The sequence below is a fragment of the Pseudomonas sp. Yb2C2 genome (assembly GCF_052112325.1).
GTDB classification, from domain to species: Bacteria; Pseudomonadota; Gammaproteobacteria; order Pseudomonadales; family Pseudomonadaceae; genus Aquipseudomonas; species Aquipseudomonas marginalis.
This window is the reverse complement of sequence record NZ_JAVAJK010000002.1, coordinates 288991-306328: the sequence shown is the minus strand read 5'-3', so window position 1 is coordinate 306328 and position 17338 is coordinate 288991. Positions and strand designations below refer to the sequence as shown.

The 17338-nt window shown below is 61.9% G+C and carries 17 protein-coding genes; 11 read left to right on the top strand and 6 right to left on the bottom strand.

Annotated elements, in window-relative coordinates; translation table 11 throughout:
* Positions 1 to 56 precede the first annotated feature (56 nt).
* The 4 genes from Q8X51_RS03715 to Q8X51_RS03700 are packed head-to-tail and all read right to left on the bottom strand — an operon-like array spanning position 57 to position 6126.
* Positions 57 to 1436 carry an ATP-binding protein gene (locus Q8X51_RS03715; protein ID WP_065926549.1) on the bottom strand — a complete coding sequence of 460 codons (1380 nt, stop codon included), beginning with the start codon at positions 1434 to 1436 and terminating at the stop codon, positions 57 to 59.
* Entirely contained in the window at positions 1433 to 3247 is a 1815-nt protein-coding gene (locus Q8X51_RS03710; protein WP_407693189.1) for a DAHL domain-containing protein, read from the bottom strand. The genes Q8X51_RS03715 and Q8X51_RS03710 overlap by 4 nt, the downstream gene beginning before the upstream one ends.
* A 10-nt stretch (positions 3248 to 3257) precedes the next feature.
* Positions 3258 to 4226 (bottom strand): cytochrome-c peroxidase, encoded by a 969-nt coding sequence (locus Q8X51_RS03705; RefSeq protein WP_065948876.1) that lies wholly within the window; start codon positions 4224 to 4226, stop codon positions 3258 to 3260.
* A 25-nt stretch (positions 4227 to 4251) separates the two neighbouring features.
* Entirely contained in the window at positions 4252 to 6126 is a 1875-nt protein-coding gene (locus Q8X51_RS03700; RefSeq protein ID WP_407693190.1) for a putative bifunctional diguanylate cyclase/phosphodiesterase, read from the bottom strand.
* A gap of 219 nt (positions 6127 to 6345) precedes the next feature.
* Here Q8X51_RS03700 and Q8X51_RS03695 point away from each other — a divergent pair, with 219 nt between their 5' ends.
* The 3 genes from Q8X51_RS03695 to Q8X51_RS03685 are packed head-to-tail and all read left to right on the top strand — an operon-like array spanning position 6346 to position 8620.
* Positions 6346 to 7662, top strand: a complete 1317-nt coding sequence (locus Q8X51_RS03695) for an HD domain-containing phosphohydrolase (RefSeq protein WP_407693191.1) — start codon at positions 6346 to 6348, stop codon at positions 7660 to 7662.
* 32 nt (positions 7663 to 7694) lie between these two features.
* The gene (locus Q8X51_RS03690; protein WP_065926545.1) at positions 7695 to 8108 is read left to right on the top strand and encodes an NUDIX hydrolase; all 414 of its coding nucleotides are present in this window, start codon (positions 7695 to 7697) and stop codon (positions 8106 to 8108) included.
* 5 nt (positions 8109 to 8113) lie between these two features.
* Positions 8114 to 8620, top strand: coding sequence for a GNAT family N-acetyltransferase (locus Q8X51_RS03685; RefSeq protein ID WP_065926544.1), 507 nt, complete (start codon positions 8114 to 8116; stop codon positions 8618 to 8620).
* A 50-nt stretch (positions 8621 to 8670) separates the two neighbouring features.
* Here Q8X51_RS03685 and metR read toward each other — a convergent pair whose 3' ends face one another.
* Complete coding sequence (gene metR, locus Q8X51_RS03680; RefSeq protein WP_027604617.1) at positions 8671 to 9588, bottom strand: transcriptional regulator MetR; 918 nt, start codon at positions 9586 to 9588, stop codon at positions 8671 to 8673.
* Between the two features lie 182 nt (positions 9589 to 9770).
* Between metR and Q8X51_RS03675 the strand changes: the two genes are divergently transcribed.
* The 5 genes from Q8X51_RS03675 to Q8X51_RS03655 all read left to right on the top strand — a co-directional run bounded on the left by Q8X51_RS03675 (position 9771) and on the right by Q8X51_RS03655 (position 13324).
* Positions 9771 to 10790: an alpha/beta fold hydrolase gene (locus Q8X51_RS03675; protein WP_065926543.1), complete on the top strand. Its 1020-nt coding sequence runs from the start codon at positions 9771 to 9773 to the stop codon at positions 10788 to 10790.
* A gap of 55 nt (positions 10791 to 10845) precedes the next feature.
* Entirely contained in the window at positions 10846 to 11499 is a 654-nt protein-coding gene (locus tag Q8X51_RS03670) for a DsbA family oxidoreductase (protein WP_065926542.1), read from the top strand.
* Positions 11500 to 11625: 126 nt separating this feature from the next.
* On the top strand, positions 11626 to 12546 hold the full coding sequence (locus tag Q8X51_RS03665) for an arginase (protein ID WP_065926599.1): 921 nt from the start codon (positions 11626 to 11628) through the stop codon (positions 12544 to 12546).
* Complete coding sequence (locus Q8X51_RS03660) at positions 12543 to 12923, top strand: transporter (RefSeq protein WP_407693192.1); 381 nt, start codon at positions 12543 to 12545, stop codon at positions 12921 to 12923. The genes Q8X51_RS03665 and Q8X51_RS03660 overlap by 4 nt, the downstream gene beginning before the upstream one ends.
* Positions 12920 to 13324 (top strand): EamA family transporter, encoded by a 405-nt coding sequence (locus Q8X51_RS03655; RefSeq protein ID WP_065926540.1) that lies wholly within the window; start codon positions 12920 to 12922, stop codon positions 13322 to 13324. Before Q8X51_RS03660 ends, Q8X51_RS03655 begins: the two co-directional genes overlap by 4 nt.
* A 53-nt stretch (positions 13325 to 13377) precedes the next feature.
* Here Q8X51_RS03655 and Q8X51_RS03650 read toward each other — a convergent pair whose 3' ends face one another.
* A complete protein-coding gene (locus Q8X51_RS03650; RefSeq protein WP_065926539.1) occupies positions 13378 to 14148 on the bottom strand; it encodes a MipA/OmpV family protein in 771 nt (256 codons plus the stop codon).
* Between the two features lie 226 nt (positions 14149 to 14374).
* Between Q8X51_RS03650 and Q8X51_RS03645 the strand changes: the two genes are divergently transcribed.
* From Q8X51_RS03645 to Q8X51_RS03635, 3 genes are read left to right on the top strand one after another with little or no spacing between them, the layout of a single operon-like run.
* Positions 14375 to 15079: an MtnX-like HAD-IB family phosphatase gene (locus Q8X51_RS03645; RefSeq protein ID WP_407693193.1), complete on the top strand. Its 705-nt coding sequence runs from the start codon at positions 14375 to 14377 to the stop codon at positions 15077 to 15079.
* The gene (locus Q8X51_RS03640) at positions 15072 to 16466 is read left to right on the top strand and encodes an aspartate aminotransferase family protein (RefSeq protein WP_323145826.1); all 1395 of its coding nucleotides are present in this window, start codon (positions 15072 to 15074) and stop codon (positions 16464 to 16466) included. The genes Q8X51_RS03645 and Q8X51_RS03640 overlap by 8 nt, the downstream gene beginning before the upstream one ends.
* Complete coding sequence (locus Q8X51_RS03635) at positions 16463 to 17338, top strand: alpha/beta hydrolase (RefSeq protein WP_407693194.1); 876 nt, start codon at positions 16463 to 16465, stop codon at positions 17336 to 17338. The genes Q8X51_RS03640 and Q8X51_RS03635 overlap by 4 nt, the downstream gene beginning before the upstream one ends.

Here is a 17338-nt window from a genome sequence, read left to right as displayed (position 1 = left end):
CTGTCTACTGTCAGAAATAACAGGGTGCGCAGGGGCGGATGATTCGGCGGCGTGTCCTACGCCGCCGTCTGCCGAATCGGCAATACCACGCGAAACTTCGTGCCCTTGCCCAGTTCGCTGCTGACAGAGATATCGCCATGGTGTTTCTTGACGATGCCGTAGGAGAGTGACAGCCCTAAGCCAGTGCCTTCGCCTACCGGCTTGGTGGTGAAAAACGGGTCGAAGATTTTCTGCACCGCCTCGGGGGCAATCCCGCAGCCGTTGTCCGCCACTTCCAGCCACACGTTCTCGCCTTCCACGCCGTTGCTGATGGTGATGATGCCGCGCTCCGGCCCCATGGCCTGCGCCGCATTGATCACCAGGTTCATCACCACCTGGTTGAGCTGGGAGGCCAGGCATTCGATCTCTGGCAGCGGCGCGTAGTGCTTGACCACATCGGCCTTGTACTTGAGTTCGCTGGCAACGATGTTCAGCGTCGAATCGATGCCCTGTTGCAGGTTTGCGAATTGCCAGGTCTGGTCGTTGTCCACCCGCGAGAAGTTTTTCAGGTCCTTGACTATCTGCACCACGCGGCCGATGCCCTCCTTGGACTCGCGGATCAACACCGGAATGTCTTCCTGTAGAAACTCCAGTTCCAGGCGGGTGCGCAAGGCCTTGAGCTGCTCGTGCTGTTCACCCGTGGCGAGGCTTTCTTCGGCCTGCCGGTAAGCCTCCAGCATCTGTTGCAACTGGTTGAAGTAGCCGTCGAGGGTGCTGAGGTTGGAGGAGATAAAGCCTACCGGGTTATTGATCTCATGGGCCACGCCCGCGGCGAGTTGCCCCAGGGAGGCGAGTTTTTCCGACTGCACCAGTTGGCTTTCCAGGTGCTTGCGCTCTTCGATTTCCAGCTGCAGCGCGTGGGTGCGTTGTTCCACCAGCCGTTCCAGATGAGTGGTTTGCAGGGTGGCGCGACGGGCCATGTCCCATTTATTGGCCAGGGTGTTGGCCATCTGCTGGACTTCGATGTTATCGAACGGTTTTTTCAGGATCAGCAAGCGATCATGGCCTTGCAGGCGGTCGAGCAGGTCCTCCCAGGAATAGTCCGAGTACGCAGTGCACACCACCACTTGCAGGTCGGGGGCGACTTTCCAGAGCTCTTCTATGGTCCTCGCGCCGTCCCAGCCCTGGGGCATGCGCATGTCGACAAACGCCAGGGCATAGGGCTGCTGGTGCGCCATGGCGGTGATGAGCAACTGCAGGCCTTCTTCGCCGCCGTAGGCCGAGTGCAGGTCGAAAGGGGGGGCCGTGGGTTTGCTGGTTTCACCGAACAGTGCCGACTCCATGTCATCCAGCTCCTGGTTGGATTCAGTGGGCGGCATCAGGATCTTGCGGAAATCCTCATGAATCGACGGCGTGTCATCAATCAACAGGATGCGCCGGTTGGGAGGCTGGTTCATACGAGGCTTCCGGCAGGAATGAGGGGGATAGTCAGGGTGAATAGCGCGCCCAGGCCCGGCCCGTCGCTGTGGGCGCTGAGGTGGCCGTCCATTTCGACGGCGGCCAGGGCGCAGCTGTGCAGGCCGAAGCCGTGACCTTCCTTGCGGGTGGTAAACCCGTGGGTAAATATCCGGGTCATGTTCTCGGCAGGTATGCCTTCGCCTTCGTCCTTCACGCTGATCTGCAACCTGTTGCCCTCCAGCGACTGGACTGTCAGGGTCATCTGCCGTGGCCGGTCGGTGAGGTTGGACATGGCGTACTTGGCGTTGCTGATCAGGTTGACCATGATCAGCAGCAAGCGGTGTTTGTCCCCGAGGACTTCCGGTACCTGCCCATAGTGCTTGACCACCGTGACATTGTGCCGGCTCAGTGCCCCCGCGTTCATGCGCAGGGCGTCTTCCATCAAGGTGCTGATCTGCACCGGTTCCTTCATCGAGGACGCGCCCGCATAGGATTGTTGGGTGGAGACGATGTCCTTGATATGGTCCACGCTCTTGCTCAGTTGCCCCAGCTCCTCGATCAGGCCTTGCTGCTCGACGGCAATGGCGTCCACCAATTGGTTCAAGTAGCCGGGCAGCAACTTGCCCTTCTCATCCTCGGTGATAAAAGTGCCCAGGTCGCCCTGGCGTTCGTTGATCAACTGCATGGCCTTGCCCAGGCCCATTGCCTTGCTGCTGCGCAGTTTGCGGGTGACCAGGTCGGCGGAGATGTTCACGCTGTTAAGCACATTGCCGACGTTGTGCAGCACGTTGGTGGCGATCTCCGCCATGCCGGCCTGGCGCGCGCTGTCCATCAGCTCGCTCTGGGCATCCTTGAGCTGTCGGGTACGTCGTTCCACACGCTGTTCCAGGGTTTCGTTCACCGCCTGCAAGGCGCGGTTGACGCGGTTGATCTCGGCGAAACTACGCAGCAGGCGAACCGCCAGGAACAGCAGCAGGGCCACCAGCAGTGTGGAGAACACCAGCAGGTAACGGTGGTATTGCTGCTCGACCAGGTCGAGGGCCTGTTGGTCCTGGTTGAGGTGGGTGGTCAGGTCATCCAGGCGTTCGGCTACCGGAATGGCGGCGATCTGTTCGAGCAACGTGTTCACCACCGGCTGCTCGCGCAGGATCAGTTCGATGTGATTGCTCAGGATCTCCACCGGGCCGCGGAATTCGCTGGGCAGCAGTTCCTGGTTGACGGCCAGCTTGCCCAGGCCGACGAGAATGTCGGCGGCGCGCTCGTCGCTGGTGACCTGGGCGAATTCAAGGCTGCTGAGCAGCAAGTCGTAGGTGTCGGTGGCCACGCTTTGCAGTTGCGGTTTTGTATCGTCGTTTACCTGGTTGAACTGCGCCTGGATATCGTCTTCGGCGGTCGGCAGGAAAGCCAGGGAGTTGCGCAATACCGCGTTATGGGACTTGAACTGGTCGACGCGCCGGGCCTTTTCCTGGATGGCCGCTTGATAAGCCTGCTGGCTGGCTTCCCAGGCGGGCAGGTCTTGCGGGCTGTGGTACGAGCCGCGTGCTTCCAGCTCGGCCCACAACCGGGTCATTTCCGTCAGGGGCGTCACCAGGGGGTCGTAGTTGTGGGTGATGGCGATCCTGGCCTTGAGGACTTCGCTGTCCCACTGGGCATTGAGTTGCTGCAACTGCCGGATCAGGTCCCGGGAGTGGGTGTAGGAAGACGACTGGTCGCTGGACGACTTGATGTACAGAAAAATCAGGGTCGAGGCCAGCAACAGGGTGATCAATCCCAAGGCCAACTGGCTGGTGCGGCGGCGAGAAAGGGTCATGACGGTCTGCTCATAAAGGCTTGCCTTTCCATTCGCCGGTCAGGGTCTTGAGAAACTGGATGATCAGGTCTTTATCCTCCTGTGAAGGATTGCGCCCCAGTTGGAACTTGAACATGACGTCGACGGCTTCTTCCAGGGTCTTGGCCGAGGCATCGTGAAAATACGGGGCCGTGACCGCGACGTTACGCAGGCTGGGGACCTTGAACACGTGCCGGTCTTCCTCATCCTTGGTCAGCAGGTAGCGCCCCAGGTCCGACTCGACGGGGTTGCCGCGGACCTTGAAGTAGTCGCCCATCACGCCGAATTTCTGGAACATGTTGCCGCCGATGTTGATGCCCTGGTGACAGGCGATGCAACCGTAATCCTTGAAGCGCTGGTAGCCGTACTTTTCCTGGATCGTGAGGATGTCCGTGTTGCCCAGCAGGTACTGGTCAAACCGTGAGTTGGGCGTCAGCAGCGTGCGTTCATAGGTGGCCAGGGCGTTTTGCACATTGGCGGCGGTGACGCCATCGGGGTAGGCCTGCTTGAACGCCGCCTGGTAGGCGGGCAGGGCGGTCAGGTTCTGCACCACGGTGTTCCAGTCGCTGCCCATTTCCACCGGGCTGATGACCACTTGCTCGACCTGCGCTTCCAGGGTGTCCACGCGGCCATTCCAGAACTGTTTGAAGTTCAGGCTGGCGTTGAAGACCGACGGCGTATTGATCTCCACGGGTTTGCCGTCGAAACCCAGGGAGAAGGGCCTGGTGTCGGCGCCCCCGGATTCGAGGTGATGGCAACTGGCGCAAGACAGCGTGTTGTTCACTGACAGGCGCGGCTCATTGAACAGCTGGCGGCCCAGCTCGACCTTGGCCGCATCGAGGTGCGGCACCGGCGGCAGGGGTTTGAGCGCTTCGTCCAGCGGCGCGGCCGTCACGGTCGTCCCCAGGCACAGCCCCAACGCGAGGATGGAGCCGAAATGGTAGGTTGAAACGTCGCTCAAGCGAGCACTCCTTGCAGGCATAGGGCTATTGGTCGGGCATCAGTGTGGGGCTGCCCACCTGCAGCAACTGGGCGAAATCCTTCGCAGGCACGGCCTTGCTGAACAGAAAGCCCTGGCCTTCTTCACAGTGCTGGGCTCTCAGGAAGTTCAGCTGTTCGACGGTCTCTACCCCTTCGGCGATGATGTTCAGCTCCAGGCTCTTGCCCATCCCGATGATAGCGCTGATCAGTTGCGCGTCCTGGCTATTTTCGTGCAGCCCGCGCACGAATGATTGGTCGATCTTCAGCACATCGATGGGAAAGCGTCGCAGGTAGCTGAGGCTGGAGTAGCCGGTGCCGAAATCATCCAGGGCCAGGCGCACGCCCATGGCCTTGATCCGGTTCAGGATATCGACCGTCTCGTCGACATTCTGCATCAGCACGCTTTCGGTGATTTCCAGCTCCAGCTGGTTGGGCGGCAGGCCGGTCTGCTTGAGGATGGCGGCCAGGTTGTCGACAAACTCCCGCTGGCGGAAGTCGATGGCCGAGATGTTCACCGAGATGCGCAGCGGCGCCAGGCCCATGGTGCGCCAGGCCTGTGCCTGTTCGCAGGCGTGGCGCAGCACCCACTGGGTCAAGGGGACGATCAGCCCGCTGTCTTCGGCCACCGGAATGAAGTCGGCCGGGTGGACCCAGCCCGAGCGCGGTTGAAACCAGCGGATCAGCGCCTCTGCGCCGAGGATCCGCCCGGTTTTCAGGTCCAGCTTGGGCTGGTAGTGCAGCGCAAACTCATCGTGCTCCAGGGCCTGGCGGATCGCGCTTTCCAGGTTCTGTTGATGCCGGGCGCGCAGGTTCATGTCTTCGGTGTAGAAACTCAGGTCGTCCGGGCCACGCTCCTTGGTGGTGTGCATGGCGGTTTCGGCGTGCTTGATCAGTTCCACCGCAGTGCTGCTGTCATTCGGGTAGATGCTGATGCCGAGGCTGGCGGTAACGCTCAGGTCGTGCCCCGCGACATGCCGGGTAACGCTGATGGCCTGGAGCACCTTCTGGGCGATGTGCTGGGTTTGCTGGGGATGCTGGACATCATTGAGCAGGATCACAAACTCGTCCGAACCATAGCGAAACACCGAGTCAGACTCACGCACGGCCGCCACCAGGCTTTGGCTGACCTGCTGGAGTACCTCATCCCCCACCGGATAACCCAGGGCGTTGTTGATGCGCTTGAAGCGGTCGAGCCCGATAAACATCACCGCCAGTTGCGTATCATGGCGCCGGCCCAGGGCAATGGCCTGGGTCAGGCGGTCGCCCAGCAGCGTGCTGTTGGGCAGCTCCGTGAGCGCGTCGTATTGCAGCAGGTGCGAGACTTTCAGCAACTCCTGCACGCGCTCCTCAATCGTGCGTTCGAGCCCGATCACCTTGAGGGCGGCATCCTGGGCGAGCTGCCATTTCCAGGTCAGGGCGCTGGCCATCTGGCGGATTTCCAGGTGGTCGAAGGGCTTTTTCAGGATCAGCAACTGGTCGTTGTACTTCAATCGCGCCTCGATCGCTTCAAAGGAATAGTCGGAATAGGCGGTGCACAGGGCGATCTGCAGGTTGGGATCGACGTTCCACAACTGCTCGATGGTTTGCAGGCCGTCCCAGCCGGGCGGCATGCGCATGTCGATGAACGCCATGGCGTAGGGGGTGTTGGTTGCCAGGGCCCGACTCACCAGATCCAAGGCCTCCTGGCCCTGGTAGGCGGAATCGAGGATAAACGCCTGGCGAGCAACGGCCGTTGTGCCGAACAGGGTCTGCTCAAGGGTATCCAGGGAGGGCTCGGCGTCGGCGTCGGCGCACAGGATCTTGCGAAAGTCCAGGTGGATGGACGTGGCATCATCGACGATCAGGATGCGACGGTTGGCCCGCCCTGCGTTCGGGTTCATAGTGCGCGCCTTATCTGCAAACGGTTCGACGGCATAACCATTCCTTCCTTGGTTCCATGGCTGAGCGGGGCGCAGACCTGCCGTGACAGTGTAGTCGAGGTCCCTTGAATTCGGCGGCCAGTTGGCGTCAAATCAACTCCGCGCCTTAAGCGAGGGAAGATGGCTTGGCACAGGGGTTCAAATCAGCTCAATTCAGTTCAATGTGAAGGCGCAACAGGCATGGATGAACAACTTGCGACGAAACCCACTATTTTGCTGGTCGACGATGAAGAGTCGATCCTCAACAGCTTGCGCCGCCTGTTGCGCGGCCAACCCTTTGATGTCGTGCTCGCGGGCGGCGGCGTCCAGGCCCTGGAGATCATGGCCGCCCAGCCCATCGACCTGGTGATGAGCGATGCGCGCATGCCCGGCATGGACGGCGCGCAGCTGCTGGCCGAGGTTCATCGCCTTTATCCCGCCACCAGTCGCATCCTGCTCACCGGCTACGCCGACCTGCCGACGATCATCAAGGCGATCAACGAAGGGGCGATCCACCGCTATATCGGCAAACCCTGGAACGACGACGAACTGAAGCTGATCCTGCAGCAGGCCCTGGAATTTCAGCGGCTGGAGCGCCTGGCCCATCAGCAGAACGACCAGCTCAAGCTGTTGAACGCCACCTTGGAAAAACGCGTGGCAGCACGCACCAGTGAGTTGCAACAGACCGCCGACATGCTCGACCTGGCCTACGACGAGCTCAAGCGCAGCTACGTGACCGGCACCGAAGTGTTTTCGTTGCTGGCCAACCTGCGCCTGCCCAAGAACAAACAGACCAACCGCGCACTGATCGAACTGGTGCGAGTGTACTGCACCGCCCAGTCCATAGACGAAGCCAGCGCCCGCGACATGGCCATGGCCGCCGCGCTGTACAACATCGGCAAGCTGAGCTGGAGCGACAGCATGTTGATCGAGCCGGCCGACAAGCTGCACAGCACCGATCGCGAGCGCTACCGTGGCTATCCGGCCCAGAGCGAATCGCTGCTGATGACCCTGGAGCCGATGAAGGATGCGGCGCGGATCATCCGTCATCACCAGGAACGCTGGGACGGCAGTGGTTTTCCCGACCACCTCAAGGGCGATGCGATTCCGTTCGGTTCACGCCTGCTGAAACTGGCGGTGGACTTCATCGAGTTGCAGAAAGGCCTGATCCTTGAGCGGCACCTGAACAGCGATGAAGCGCTGTTGTATATCCGCAAGTATGCCGGGCGTCTCTACGATCCGGACCTGGTCGAGGACTTCATCCTGGCGTGCGCTGCGTTTCTCAGTGACGTGACCCTGGGCGATCCGACCGTCAAGGTGCTCACCACCCGTGAGCTGGAAGACGGCATGGTCCTGGCGCGTAACCTCAACGCCGATAACGGCATGTTGCTGCTTAACGCCGGCAAGGTGCTGAACCTGCCGTTGGTGGACAAGCTGATTGCGTTCGAGGCGATGGAAGGCGCCAAGTACAGCGTGTTCATCAAGGAGCCGGACGAGAGCGAAGGGGTGCTCCATTAATTTTCATTTTTTGAGTTCAAGGTTTTCAGTTCATGCCTAGCACTATCCGTATCGCCGCTGCCCTGCTGATCGGCAGCGACGGCCACACCTTGCTGGTGCGCAAGCGCGGTACCCAGGCCTTTATGCAACCCGGTGGCAAGATCGACGCCGGTGAGCAGCCCGTCGAGGCCCTGGCCCGCGAGCTGTACGAAGAGCTGAACCTGCGCATCGAGCCCGGCGACGCGGTCTACCTGGGTCACTTCTCGGCCCCTGCGGCCAACGAACCGGGGTTTACCGTGGACGCTGAATTGTTCCAGGTGCAGATCGATGCTCCGGTCAGCCCGGCCGCTGAAATCGAAGAGGTGCGCTGGATCGACCCGGCCGGTGATGGCGGCCTGGTGCTGGCGCCCTTGACCCGTGACCTGATCCTGCCGTTTTACCGCGCGTCACTGACCACGCCGGCCTGACGCGAATGAGCGTGCGTGCGCTGGGGGCCAACGATGCCGAGGCTTATCGGGCGTTGATGCTGGAAGCTTACGGCGCCTATCCCCAGGCGTTCACTTCCAGTGTGGCCGAGCGTGCGTCGATACCGTTGAGCTGGTGGGAAAAGCGCCTGGAGAGTCCGCTGGATCGTTTGCTCGGCGCGTACGTCGACGGGGTACTGGCCGGCATCGTCGGCCTGGCCTTCGAGCCTAGGGAGAAGGCGCGGCACAAGGTGACCCTGTTCGGCATGTACGTGAACGCGGCTTACCAGCAGAAAGGCTTGGGCCGGCGATTGGTCGAGGCAGCGCTGGATGAAGCGCGCCGACATCCGCGGCTGAAAGTGATCCAGCTGACCGTCACCGCCGGCAACGATGCAGCGTTTGCGCTGTACCGCCGCTGCGGGTTTATCCAGTACGGCCTGGAACCGTTGGCGGTGCGAGTGGGCGTGGACTACTTCGACAAAATCTACATGTGGCGCGAACTCACGGCTCACTGAGATCCAATGTAGGAGGGGCTTGCCCCTCTCACATTTGGAACTGTGTTGTTTCAGCGTACCGCGCTCACGCCATCCAGCGTTGAAAACGACGTATCTTTTGCCGTCAGCAAAAAATCGCGCATATACGGCGCATCCAGCATGTCCGCACGAATCCCCGCATACAGCGTCGCAAACAAGCCTTTCTCGCCCAGGCGCTTGGCCTTCACGTAGCCGCGCGAGCTGTATTCATGCAGCGCCCAATGGGGCATGCCGCACACGCCACGGCCGCTGGCGACCAGTTGCATCATCATCACCGTCAGTTCCGAGGTGCGCACCTGGGCCGGTTCCACATCGGCCGGTTCCAGGAAGCGGGTGAAGATGTCCAGGCGGTCACGCTCCACCGGGTAGGTGATCAGGGTTTCGCTCAGCAGGTCTTCGGGCACGATGTACGCCTTGTTCGCCAGCGCGTGCTGGTTGGCCACGGCGAGCATGGCTTCGTAGGTGAACAGCGGCACATAGGTGATGCCCGGCAGCTCCAGCGGGTCGGAGGTCACCACCAGGTCCAGGTCGCCACGGGCCAGGGCCGGCAGTGGCGCGAACGCAAAGCCCGAGGCCAGGTCCAGCTCGACTTCCGGCCAGGCATCGCGGAATTGGTCGATGGTCGGCATCAGCCATTGGAAACAACTGTGGCACTCGATCGCCATGTGCAGGCGTCCGGCGGTGCCCCCGGCCAGGCGTGCAATATCGCGCTCGGCACCACGCAGCAGGGGCAGGGTGGCGTCGGCCAGTTGCAGCAGGCGCAGGCCGGCGCTGGTGAAGCGCACGGGTTTGGTCTTGCGCACGAACAGCGGCATGCCCAGGCGCTCTTCCAGCTCCTTGAACTGGTGGGACAGCGCCGACTGCGTCAGGTGCAGACGCTCGGCGGCCTCCACCAGGCTGTCGGCTTCGCGCAGGGCGTGCAGGGTCTTGAGGTGACGGATCTCGAGCACGGGCTCTCCATGAAGACAATTTGTGACGAAACGGAATAGCGTGAGTTTGTCTCATGTTGCAATCCATGTCGACCATGACCGCCGGGCACTCTTCATCAAACTGTCATGGAACTGTGGCAGCGCCCTTGAACAAACTTCATCAGACTCGCGCTCTACTGGGGTTCTGCGTTTCGGTGTTTTTCATGCGCGTGTTGTTTTTACTGGCCGCTCTACTGTTCGGCCTGCCGTCTTTTGCGGCGTCTCGATGTGATGTCAATGTCCCGACCCAAACGGTCGACCTGGCCCAGGTGAGCATCGCCTACCAGAGTATCGGCCGTGCGTCCGACCCGGCCTTGCTGCTGGTGATGGGCTTGGGCGGGCAACTGATTCACTGGCCCGACGAAGTCGTCGTTGCCCTGTGTCAGCAGGGTTTCCGGGTGATCCGCTACGACAACCGCGATGTCGGCCTCTCCACCTGGCGCCAGGCGCCGGCGAACGCCAACCTGACCTTTGAAGTGCTGCGCTACAAGCTCGGCCTGCCGGTATCGGCGCCGTACACGCTGACGGATATGGCCGATGACGCCCTGGGCCTGATGGACGCCTTGCAGGTCCAGCAATTCCACGTACTGGGCGCAAGCATGGGCGGCATGATCGCCCAGCACCTGGCGGCGATGGCGCCCCAGCGCGTGGAAAGCCTGACCCTGGTCATGACCAGCTCCGGCGCCGAAGGCTTGCCGGCCCCGAATGCGGCGCTGGTGCAATTATTGTCGCGACGCAGTGCGCCGAATCGTGAAGTGGCGCTGGAGCAGCAGGCCGATTTGCTCGCGGCGCTGGGCAGCCCGACTGTGAAGGACGATCGCCAGGTGCTGCTGCACCAGGCGGCGCTGTCCTATGACCGCGCCTTCAACCCGGACGGCGTGAAGCGCCAGATCATGGCGATCCTCGCCGAACCCAGCCGTGTGCCGCTGCTCAACCAGCTGCGCGTGCCGACACTGGTGGTCCACGGCACCGCCGACCCGTTGCTGCCGGTGATGCACGGCGTGCACCTGGCGGCGCATATCCAGGGCAGCCAGTTGAAGTTGATTCCCGGCATGGCCCATCGTTTCCAGGAAGCGTTCAAGGCGCCGCTGCTGACGGCGGTGTTGCCGTACCTGCAGGCTCATCGTGAAGATGCCGCACATTGGGCGCAGATTGACCCGGTCGCGCCTTCGAAGCTGCTGTGACATTGGTGTATCGTGCACCCTTTACGGCGTATTGAAGCCTGCGAGGTTGCCTGTCATGAGTACTCCCCTGAAAATCGATTTCGTCAGCGACGTGTCCTGCCCCTGGTGCATCATCGGCCTGCGCGGCCTGACCGAAGCCCTCGACCAGCTTGGCACCGAGGTGCAGGCCGAGATCCATTTCCAGCCGTTCGAACTGAACCCGAACATGCCCGCCGAAGGGCAAAATATCGTCGAACACATCACCGAGAAATACGGCTCCAGCGCCGAAGAGTCCCAGGCCAACCGTGCGCGTATCCGCGACATGGGCGCCGAGCTGGGCTTTGCCTTCCGCACCGACGGCCAGAGCCGTATCTACAACACCTTCGACGCACACCGCCTGCTGCATTGGGCCGGGCTCGAGGGCTTGCAGTACAACCTCAAGGAGGCGTTGTTCAAGGCCTACTTCAGCGATGGCCAGGACCCTTCCGATCACGCCACCCTGGCGATCATCGCCGAAAGCGTCGGCCTGGATATCCAGCGCGCCGCCGAGATTCTCGCCAGCGATGAATACGCCGCCGAAGTCCGCGAGCAAGAGCAATTGTGGACCTCCCGTGGGGTGACGTCAGTGCCGACCATCGTGTTCAACGACCAGTACGCCGTCAGCGGTGGCCAGCCGGCGGAAGCCTTTGTGGGCGCGATTCGCCAGATCATCAACGAAGCTAAAAACTAAAATCGAACACTGATCCAGATGTGGGAGGGGGCTTGCCCCCTCCCACATTTGTTTCTCACTGTCCTTGAGGTAAGCGCTGGCCCGCCCCTTGCATCGACCCCCTAAAGCCATAGGGGAAACATGACCTTGAACATTCTCGACCTCGACCACAGCCTCACCGGTCAGGCACCGATTGCCCGGCGTCTGGCCAGTGGCCGTGCCACGCGTATCGACCTGCTGGACCTGGGCCCGAAGCTGCGCCTGTGGTCCACCGAAAAAACCTGGAAGCGCTTCGCCGAACGCCTGGCCCGGCGGCCCCGGCCCACGGATGCGCGTCCGGAAATCCTGTTCGTCGGTTCCGGCGATTATCACCACCTGACGCCGGCGTTTCTGGCCGACCTGAAAGAACCCATCAGCCTGATCCACTTCGACAACCACCCCGACTGGGTGCGCTTTGCGCCCAGGCGCCACTGTGGCTCGTGGGTCAACCGCGCATTGAACATGCCGGCGATCAAACGCATCGTCACCCTCGGCCCCTGCAGCGATGACCTGCATAACCCGCAACTGCGTGGCGGCAACCTCGGTGCCCTCAAGCGCGGGCGCCTGCAACTGTTCCCCTGGCAGCACCCGCCGTCGAAAGTCTGGGGCCGGGTCGGCGATGGCGCCGGCCATCAGCAGCAGGAAAACCACCTGCACTGGCGCAACCTGGCGGAGCTGGACTGGCCGGCGTTTCTCGAGCAGATGATCGGCAGCCTGCCCACCGAAGCGATCTGGATCACCATCGACAAAGACGTGCTCGCCAGTGAAGACGCCGCCACCAACTGGGACCAGGGCGGCATGCGCCTGACCCACCTGCTGCAAGCCCTGCGGGCGCTGGCGGCGCGCAAGCGCATCATCGGCATCGACGTGTGCGGCGAGTTCGCCACGCCGGCGTTCAGCAACGCGTTCAAGCGTTGGGAAGCCAAGTCCGACCAGCCGCCCGCGGAGCGCTGGAGCCCGGAGGATCTGCAGCGCAACGCCGCCACCAATGAAGCCCTGATCGACCTGTTTGAGGAGCTGTTCCCGTGAGCCTGACCGTGGTGTTACTCGTGGCGTTTTCCATCGTGCTCGATGTGATCGGCCAACTGTGTTTCAAGCTCGGCCTGGACCGCTTGCCGGAGTTGGAGGGCGGCTTTCGCCTGAATGCGTTCTGGGGCCAGGTGTTCAATGCGCCGTTGCTGTGGGCGGGGATCGCCGCCTATGTGATCGAGTTTTTCGTGTGGCTCGAAGCGCTGTCTCGTGCGCCGTTGAGCCTGTTATTCCCGGCGGCGGCCCTGGCTTATTGCGGGGTGGTGCTGGCGGGCAAGGTGGTACTGGGCGAAACCGTCAGCCGACGTCGTTGGCTGGGCACGCTGGTGATTACCTTGGGTGTGATGCTGGTAGCGATTGCTGGGAGTCAGGCATGAGTACGCAAACGATGCATACCGGTTGGTTGCATGGGCGCCTGGGCACGGTGGTGCTGTGGGCCTTGCTGATCTGCACCGAGAGTGCCGGGCAGCTGTTTACCAAAGTTGCAGGGGACCAACTGGGGCAGATGGATTTCAACTGGCAGTGGTTGTCCGAGGTGGCGCGTAACCCGGGGATCCTGGCGGCGATCGCCAGTTACATCGGCGCGTTTTTCGTGTGGATGCTGATCCTGCGGCGCAGCAGCCTGTCCCTGGCGTTTCCGCTCAGTTCGCTGGTGTTTGTGGTGGTGTTGCTGGGTTCGTGGCTGGGGCTGGGGGAACATATCAGCCCGCTGCATTGGGTGGGGGTGGCGGTGATTATCGGCGGAATCGCGCTGCTGGCCGAAGGCGAGGAAAACTGAAACACGAATTCATGGGGAGTGGGCTTGCCCCTCCCATATTTTGTTCGAAGTGATCAATCAAACTTGTAGCTGATCGCCGTTTGTACCTGGCCCTGGTTCACGTCGCCGGTCTCCTTGACGATGCTGCTGTTGGCCGCCGAACCCACCAGGTGCACCCAGCTGGCGCTGGTCAGCAGTGACCAATTGGAGGCCAGGGGGAATTCGAAACTCTGGGTCAACGTGAGGTTCTGGAAGCCGCCGTTGGCGTTATACGGACGAATACCAGAGGCCGCGGATTCATTGGCGTCCACCCCGAAATAAGTCTGGGTCTGGCGCGCATCGGCGAAATTCGCCGCCAGGCCGCTGCTGCCGATCACCCCGCCACCCAGGGGGTAGCCCAGCTCGCCGCCGACCTTGCCCAGCGCGCCGCTCTGCGAGTGCCCGCCGCCCACGGCCTGGCCCATCCGGGCGTACACGCGCCAGAAGTCGGCCGGCGCGTATTGGATGAAGCCGCCCACTTCCGCCATGTCCGACACATTGCGCAGGCCTTGCAGCTCACCGTTGGAGGTACGCCCCTGCAGGTAGTTGATATAGGGGCCGGCGGTAAAACCGTTGGTGTTCAGGGCGCTCCAGGTCAGGCCGTCATCGGTGCTCAGGCTGACGTTGCCCCAGTCCAGGTCCAGGTAGGGCACGGGGCGGGTTTCGTAGCGGCTGCCGGTGGGGTCGTGGGGTTGATAACTGAGGCCCGCGCCGGCTTCACCGGTGACCGGGGCTGCCAGGGCGGTGTCGGCAATGCCCCACAGCCCCAGTAAACCGGCGAATACAGCGCAAGTGAGTTTGAGCATGGAGCAGGTTCCTTATCTGGACATGCGCGCATGAACGCGCGAAGGGCATCCCTTGCGCAAGCACTCATCTTGTTTGTAGCGAGCTACAAAAATTGTAGCTTGCACGACACATATCTCCACCGCTAACGCCAGAACCCCCAGCCCGGCTGGGCTTCAGCCAGTTGGCACACTCCCTGCTCTACCCCTTGGGCAAGCGCACACAGCGCGCTCCTCAAGGTAAACGCAGATGATCCACTGGCATATCGTGTGTGACTTCGACGGGACCATTACCCCCACCGATGTCATCGACAACGTCCTCCAACGCTTCGCCGGCCCCGAGTGGGAAACCATCGAACAGGAATGGCTGGATGGGCATATCGGTTCCCGCGAATGCCTGAGCCGTCAACTGGCGCTGATCAAGGCCACCCCAAGTGAACTGCTGGCGTATTTCGACAGTGTCGAGATCGACCCGGATTTCCCCGACTTCGTCGATCACGTGCTCGGCCTGGGCGCTTCTCTCGAAGTGGTCAGCGACGGTATCGAACAGGGGATTGCGCGGATCCTGTCGCGCAACTACGTGACCTTGCTGCCGATCCTCGCCAACCGCCTGCGCCAGGTCGACCAGAACAGCTGGCGCATCGATTTCCCGTATGCCAGCGATGCCTGCCGCGCCGCGTCCGGCAACTGCAAGTGCAAATCCACCCCGCGCAACAAGCGCGTGCTGGTGATCGGCGACGGCAAGTCGGACATGTGCGTGGCCTCCACCGCCGACTTCGTGTTCGCCAGAGACAGCCTCGCCCAGTACTGCGCAGCCAACAACATCCCTCACGCGCGCTTCGACACCTTCGCCGAAGTGCCTGCGTTGCTGGCCCGCCTGCCTCAGGGCATCGCCGCCAACGCCACCACCTTCAATACCTCTTCTGACAATCAGGAACTCTTCCACCATGTCTGATATCCGCATCGCTACCGCCGAAGACCAGATCCTCCTGGATAAAGAAGCCAAGTATTGCTCCTACGGCGACACCGTTCACTACATCGAGCCACCGCGTATTTTCAGCCGTTGCGAAGGCTCCTACGTGTGGGACACCGAAGATCAGGCCTACCTCGACCTGCAAATGTGGTACTCGGCCGTCAACTTCGGCTACGCCAACCCGCGCCTGAACAATGCGTTGAAACAGCAGATCGACACCCTGCCGCAAATCGCCAGCCAGTACCTGCACAAAGGCAAGATCGAGCTGTCGGAAATGATCGCGGTGGACGCCAAGAAGAAATTCGGCCTCGACGGTCGCGTACACTTCAACGTCGGCGGTTCGCAGTCGATCGAAGACTCCCTGAAGGTGGTGCGTAACGCCACCAACGGCAAAAGCCTGATGTTCGCCTTCGAAGGCGGCTATCACGGCCGGACCCTCGGCGCCTCGTCGATCACTTCCAGCTACCGCTACCGTCGCCGCTACGGCCACTTCGGCGAGCGTGCGCAGTTCATCCCGTTCCCGTACCACTTCCGTGGCCCCAAGGGCATGACCAAGGAAGAGTACGGCAGCCATTGCGTGCAGCAATTCGCGCGCCTGTTCGAGACCGAATACAACGGTGTGTGGGACCCGAAAGTCGGCCAGAGCGAATACGCCGCGTTCTATGTCGAGCCGATCCAGGGCACCGGCGGCTACGTGATCCCGCCGATGAACTTCTATCGCGAACTCAAGCATGTGTTGGATCAGCACGGCATCCTGATGGTGTCCGACGAAATCCAGATGGGCTTCTACCGCACCGGCAAACTCTGGTCCATCGAGCACTTCGACGTACAACCGGACGTGATCGTGTTCGGCAAGGCGCTGACCAACGGCCTCAACCCACTGGGCGGCATCTGGGCCCGTGAAGAGTTGATCAACCCGAAGATCTTCCCGCCAGGTTCGACCCACTCCACTTTCGCCTCCAACCCATTGGGCACGGCGGTGGGCCTGGAAATGTTCAAGATGACCAACGAAGTCGACTACGGCGCGATGGTCATGGCCAAGGGCAAATTCTTCCTCGAAGGCCTGCAGGACCTGCAGAGACGGTTCCCGATCATCGGCGACGTCGACGGCCTGGGCCTGGCCCTGCGCTGCGAAATCTGCGGCCCGGACGGCTTCACGCCGGACAAGGCGACCCTGGACTACATGGTCGAAGAAGGCATGAAAGGCGACATGGTCGTCGATGGCCGCAAACTCGGCCTGATCCTCGACGTGGGCGGCTACTACAAAAACGTGATCACCCTGGCACCGTCCCTGGAAATCAGCTACCCGGAAATCGAACTGGGCCTGAAGCTGCTCGAGCAACTGCTGGTACGGGCGACCCAACGGTGAGCGCCGCCGGGATCGACCTCGGTGAAGGCAGTGCCGGTTTCGTTCTCGGTGAAGGTCCGGTCGGGATCCTGTTGATCCACGGCCTGACCGGCACCCCGACGGAGTTGCGCCAGGTCGCCAAGGGCCTGGTCAAGGCGGGTAACTGCACGGTGTACGTGCCCACCCTGGCCGGGCACTGCGGTGACAACAGCGACCTGCAGGCCACCGGCTGGCTGGACTGGTACGAGGGCGTGCGCAAGACCTTCGTGCAGGTCAGGCAACGCCACGAGCAGGTGTTTGTCGGTGGCTTGTCGATGGGTGCGGTGATGTCGATGTACGTGGCTGCCGAGCACCCTGGGCAAGTTGCCGGGCTGTTGATGTATTCCACCACCCTCAAGTACGACGGCTGGAGCATCAACAAGCTGGCGTTCCTCACGCCGTTGCTGATGAAGATTCCGTTCGGCGTGCACATCTGCCGCTTCGAAGAGAAGCCGCCCTACGGCATCAAGAACGAACGCCTGCGGGCAATCGTCGAGCGGCAGATGAAGGAAGGGCAGAGCAGCGAAGCCGGTTTGCTGACCATGGAAGGCATCACGGTGCGCGAGTTGCACCGCATGAATGCCGTGGTCAGGAAATGCATGCCCAAGGTCAAGGTGCCGGCCCTGGTGCTGCACTCCCTCGAAGACGACATCACCAGCCGCTGGAACGCCGATTACGTGGAGCGTCACCTGGGCGGCCCGGTGACCAAGATCCTGCTGGACAACTGCTACCACATGATCACCGTCGACCTGCAATACCGCCGGGTGATCGAGTTGAGTGCCGACTTTGTCGAGCGGCACACCGCGTTTGTGGACGCCGGCTTACTTTGTGGTGAGCGGGCTTGTCAGCCATAA

Coding starts and splice junctions, on each gene's coding strand:
- Q8X51_RS03715 (WP_065926549.1), bottom strand. CDS start 1,436: ATGAACCAGCCTCCCAACCGGCGCATCCTGTTGATTGATGACACGCCG.
- Q8X51_RS03710 (WP_407693189.1), bottom strand. CDS start 3,247: ATGACCCTTTCTCGCCGCCGCACCAGCCAGTTGGCCTTGGGATTGATC.
- Q8X51_RS03700 (WP_407693190.1), bottom strand. CDS start 6,126: ATGAACCCGAACGCAGGGCGGGCCAACCGTCGCATCCTGATCGTCGAT.
- Q8X51_RS03695 (WP_407693191.1), top strand. CDS start 6,346: ATGGATGAACAACTTGCGACGAAACCCACTATTTTGCTGGTCGACGAT.
- Q8X51_RS03690 (WP_065926545.1), top strand. CDS start 7,695: ATGCCTAGCACTATCCGTATCGCCGCTGCCCTGCTGATCGGCAGCGAC.
- Q8X51_RS03685 (WP_065926544.1), top strand. CDS start 8,114: ATGAGCGTGCGTGCGCTGGGGGCCAACGATGCCGAGGCTTATCGGGCG.
- Q8X51_RS03675 (WP_065926543.1), top strand. CDS start 9,771: ATGCGCGTGTTGTTTTTACTGGCCGCTCTACTGTTCGGCCTGCCGTCT.
- Q8X51_RS03670 (WP_065926542.1), top strand. CDS start 10,846: ATGAGTACTCCCCTGAAAATCGATTTCGTCAGCGACGTGTCCTGCCCC.
- Q8X51_RS03655 (WP_065926540.1), top strand. CDS start 12,920: ATGAGTACGCAAACGATGCATACCGGTTGGTTGCATGGGCGCCTGGGC.
- Q8X51_RS03650 (WP_065926539.1), bottom strand. CDS start 14,148: ATGCTCAAACTCACTTGCGCTGTATTCGCCGGTTTACTGGGGCTGTGG.
- Q8X51_RS03645 (WP_407693193.1), top strand. CDS start 14,375: ATGATCCACTGGCATATCGTGTGTGACTTCGACGGGACCATTACCCCC.
- Q8X51_RS03640 (WP_323145826.1), top strand. CDS start 15,072: ATGTCTGATATCCGCATCGCTACCGCCGAAGACCAGATCCTCCTGGAT.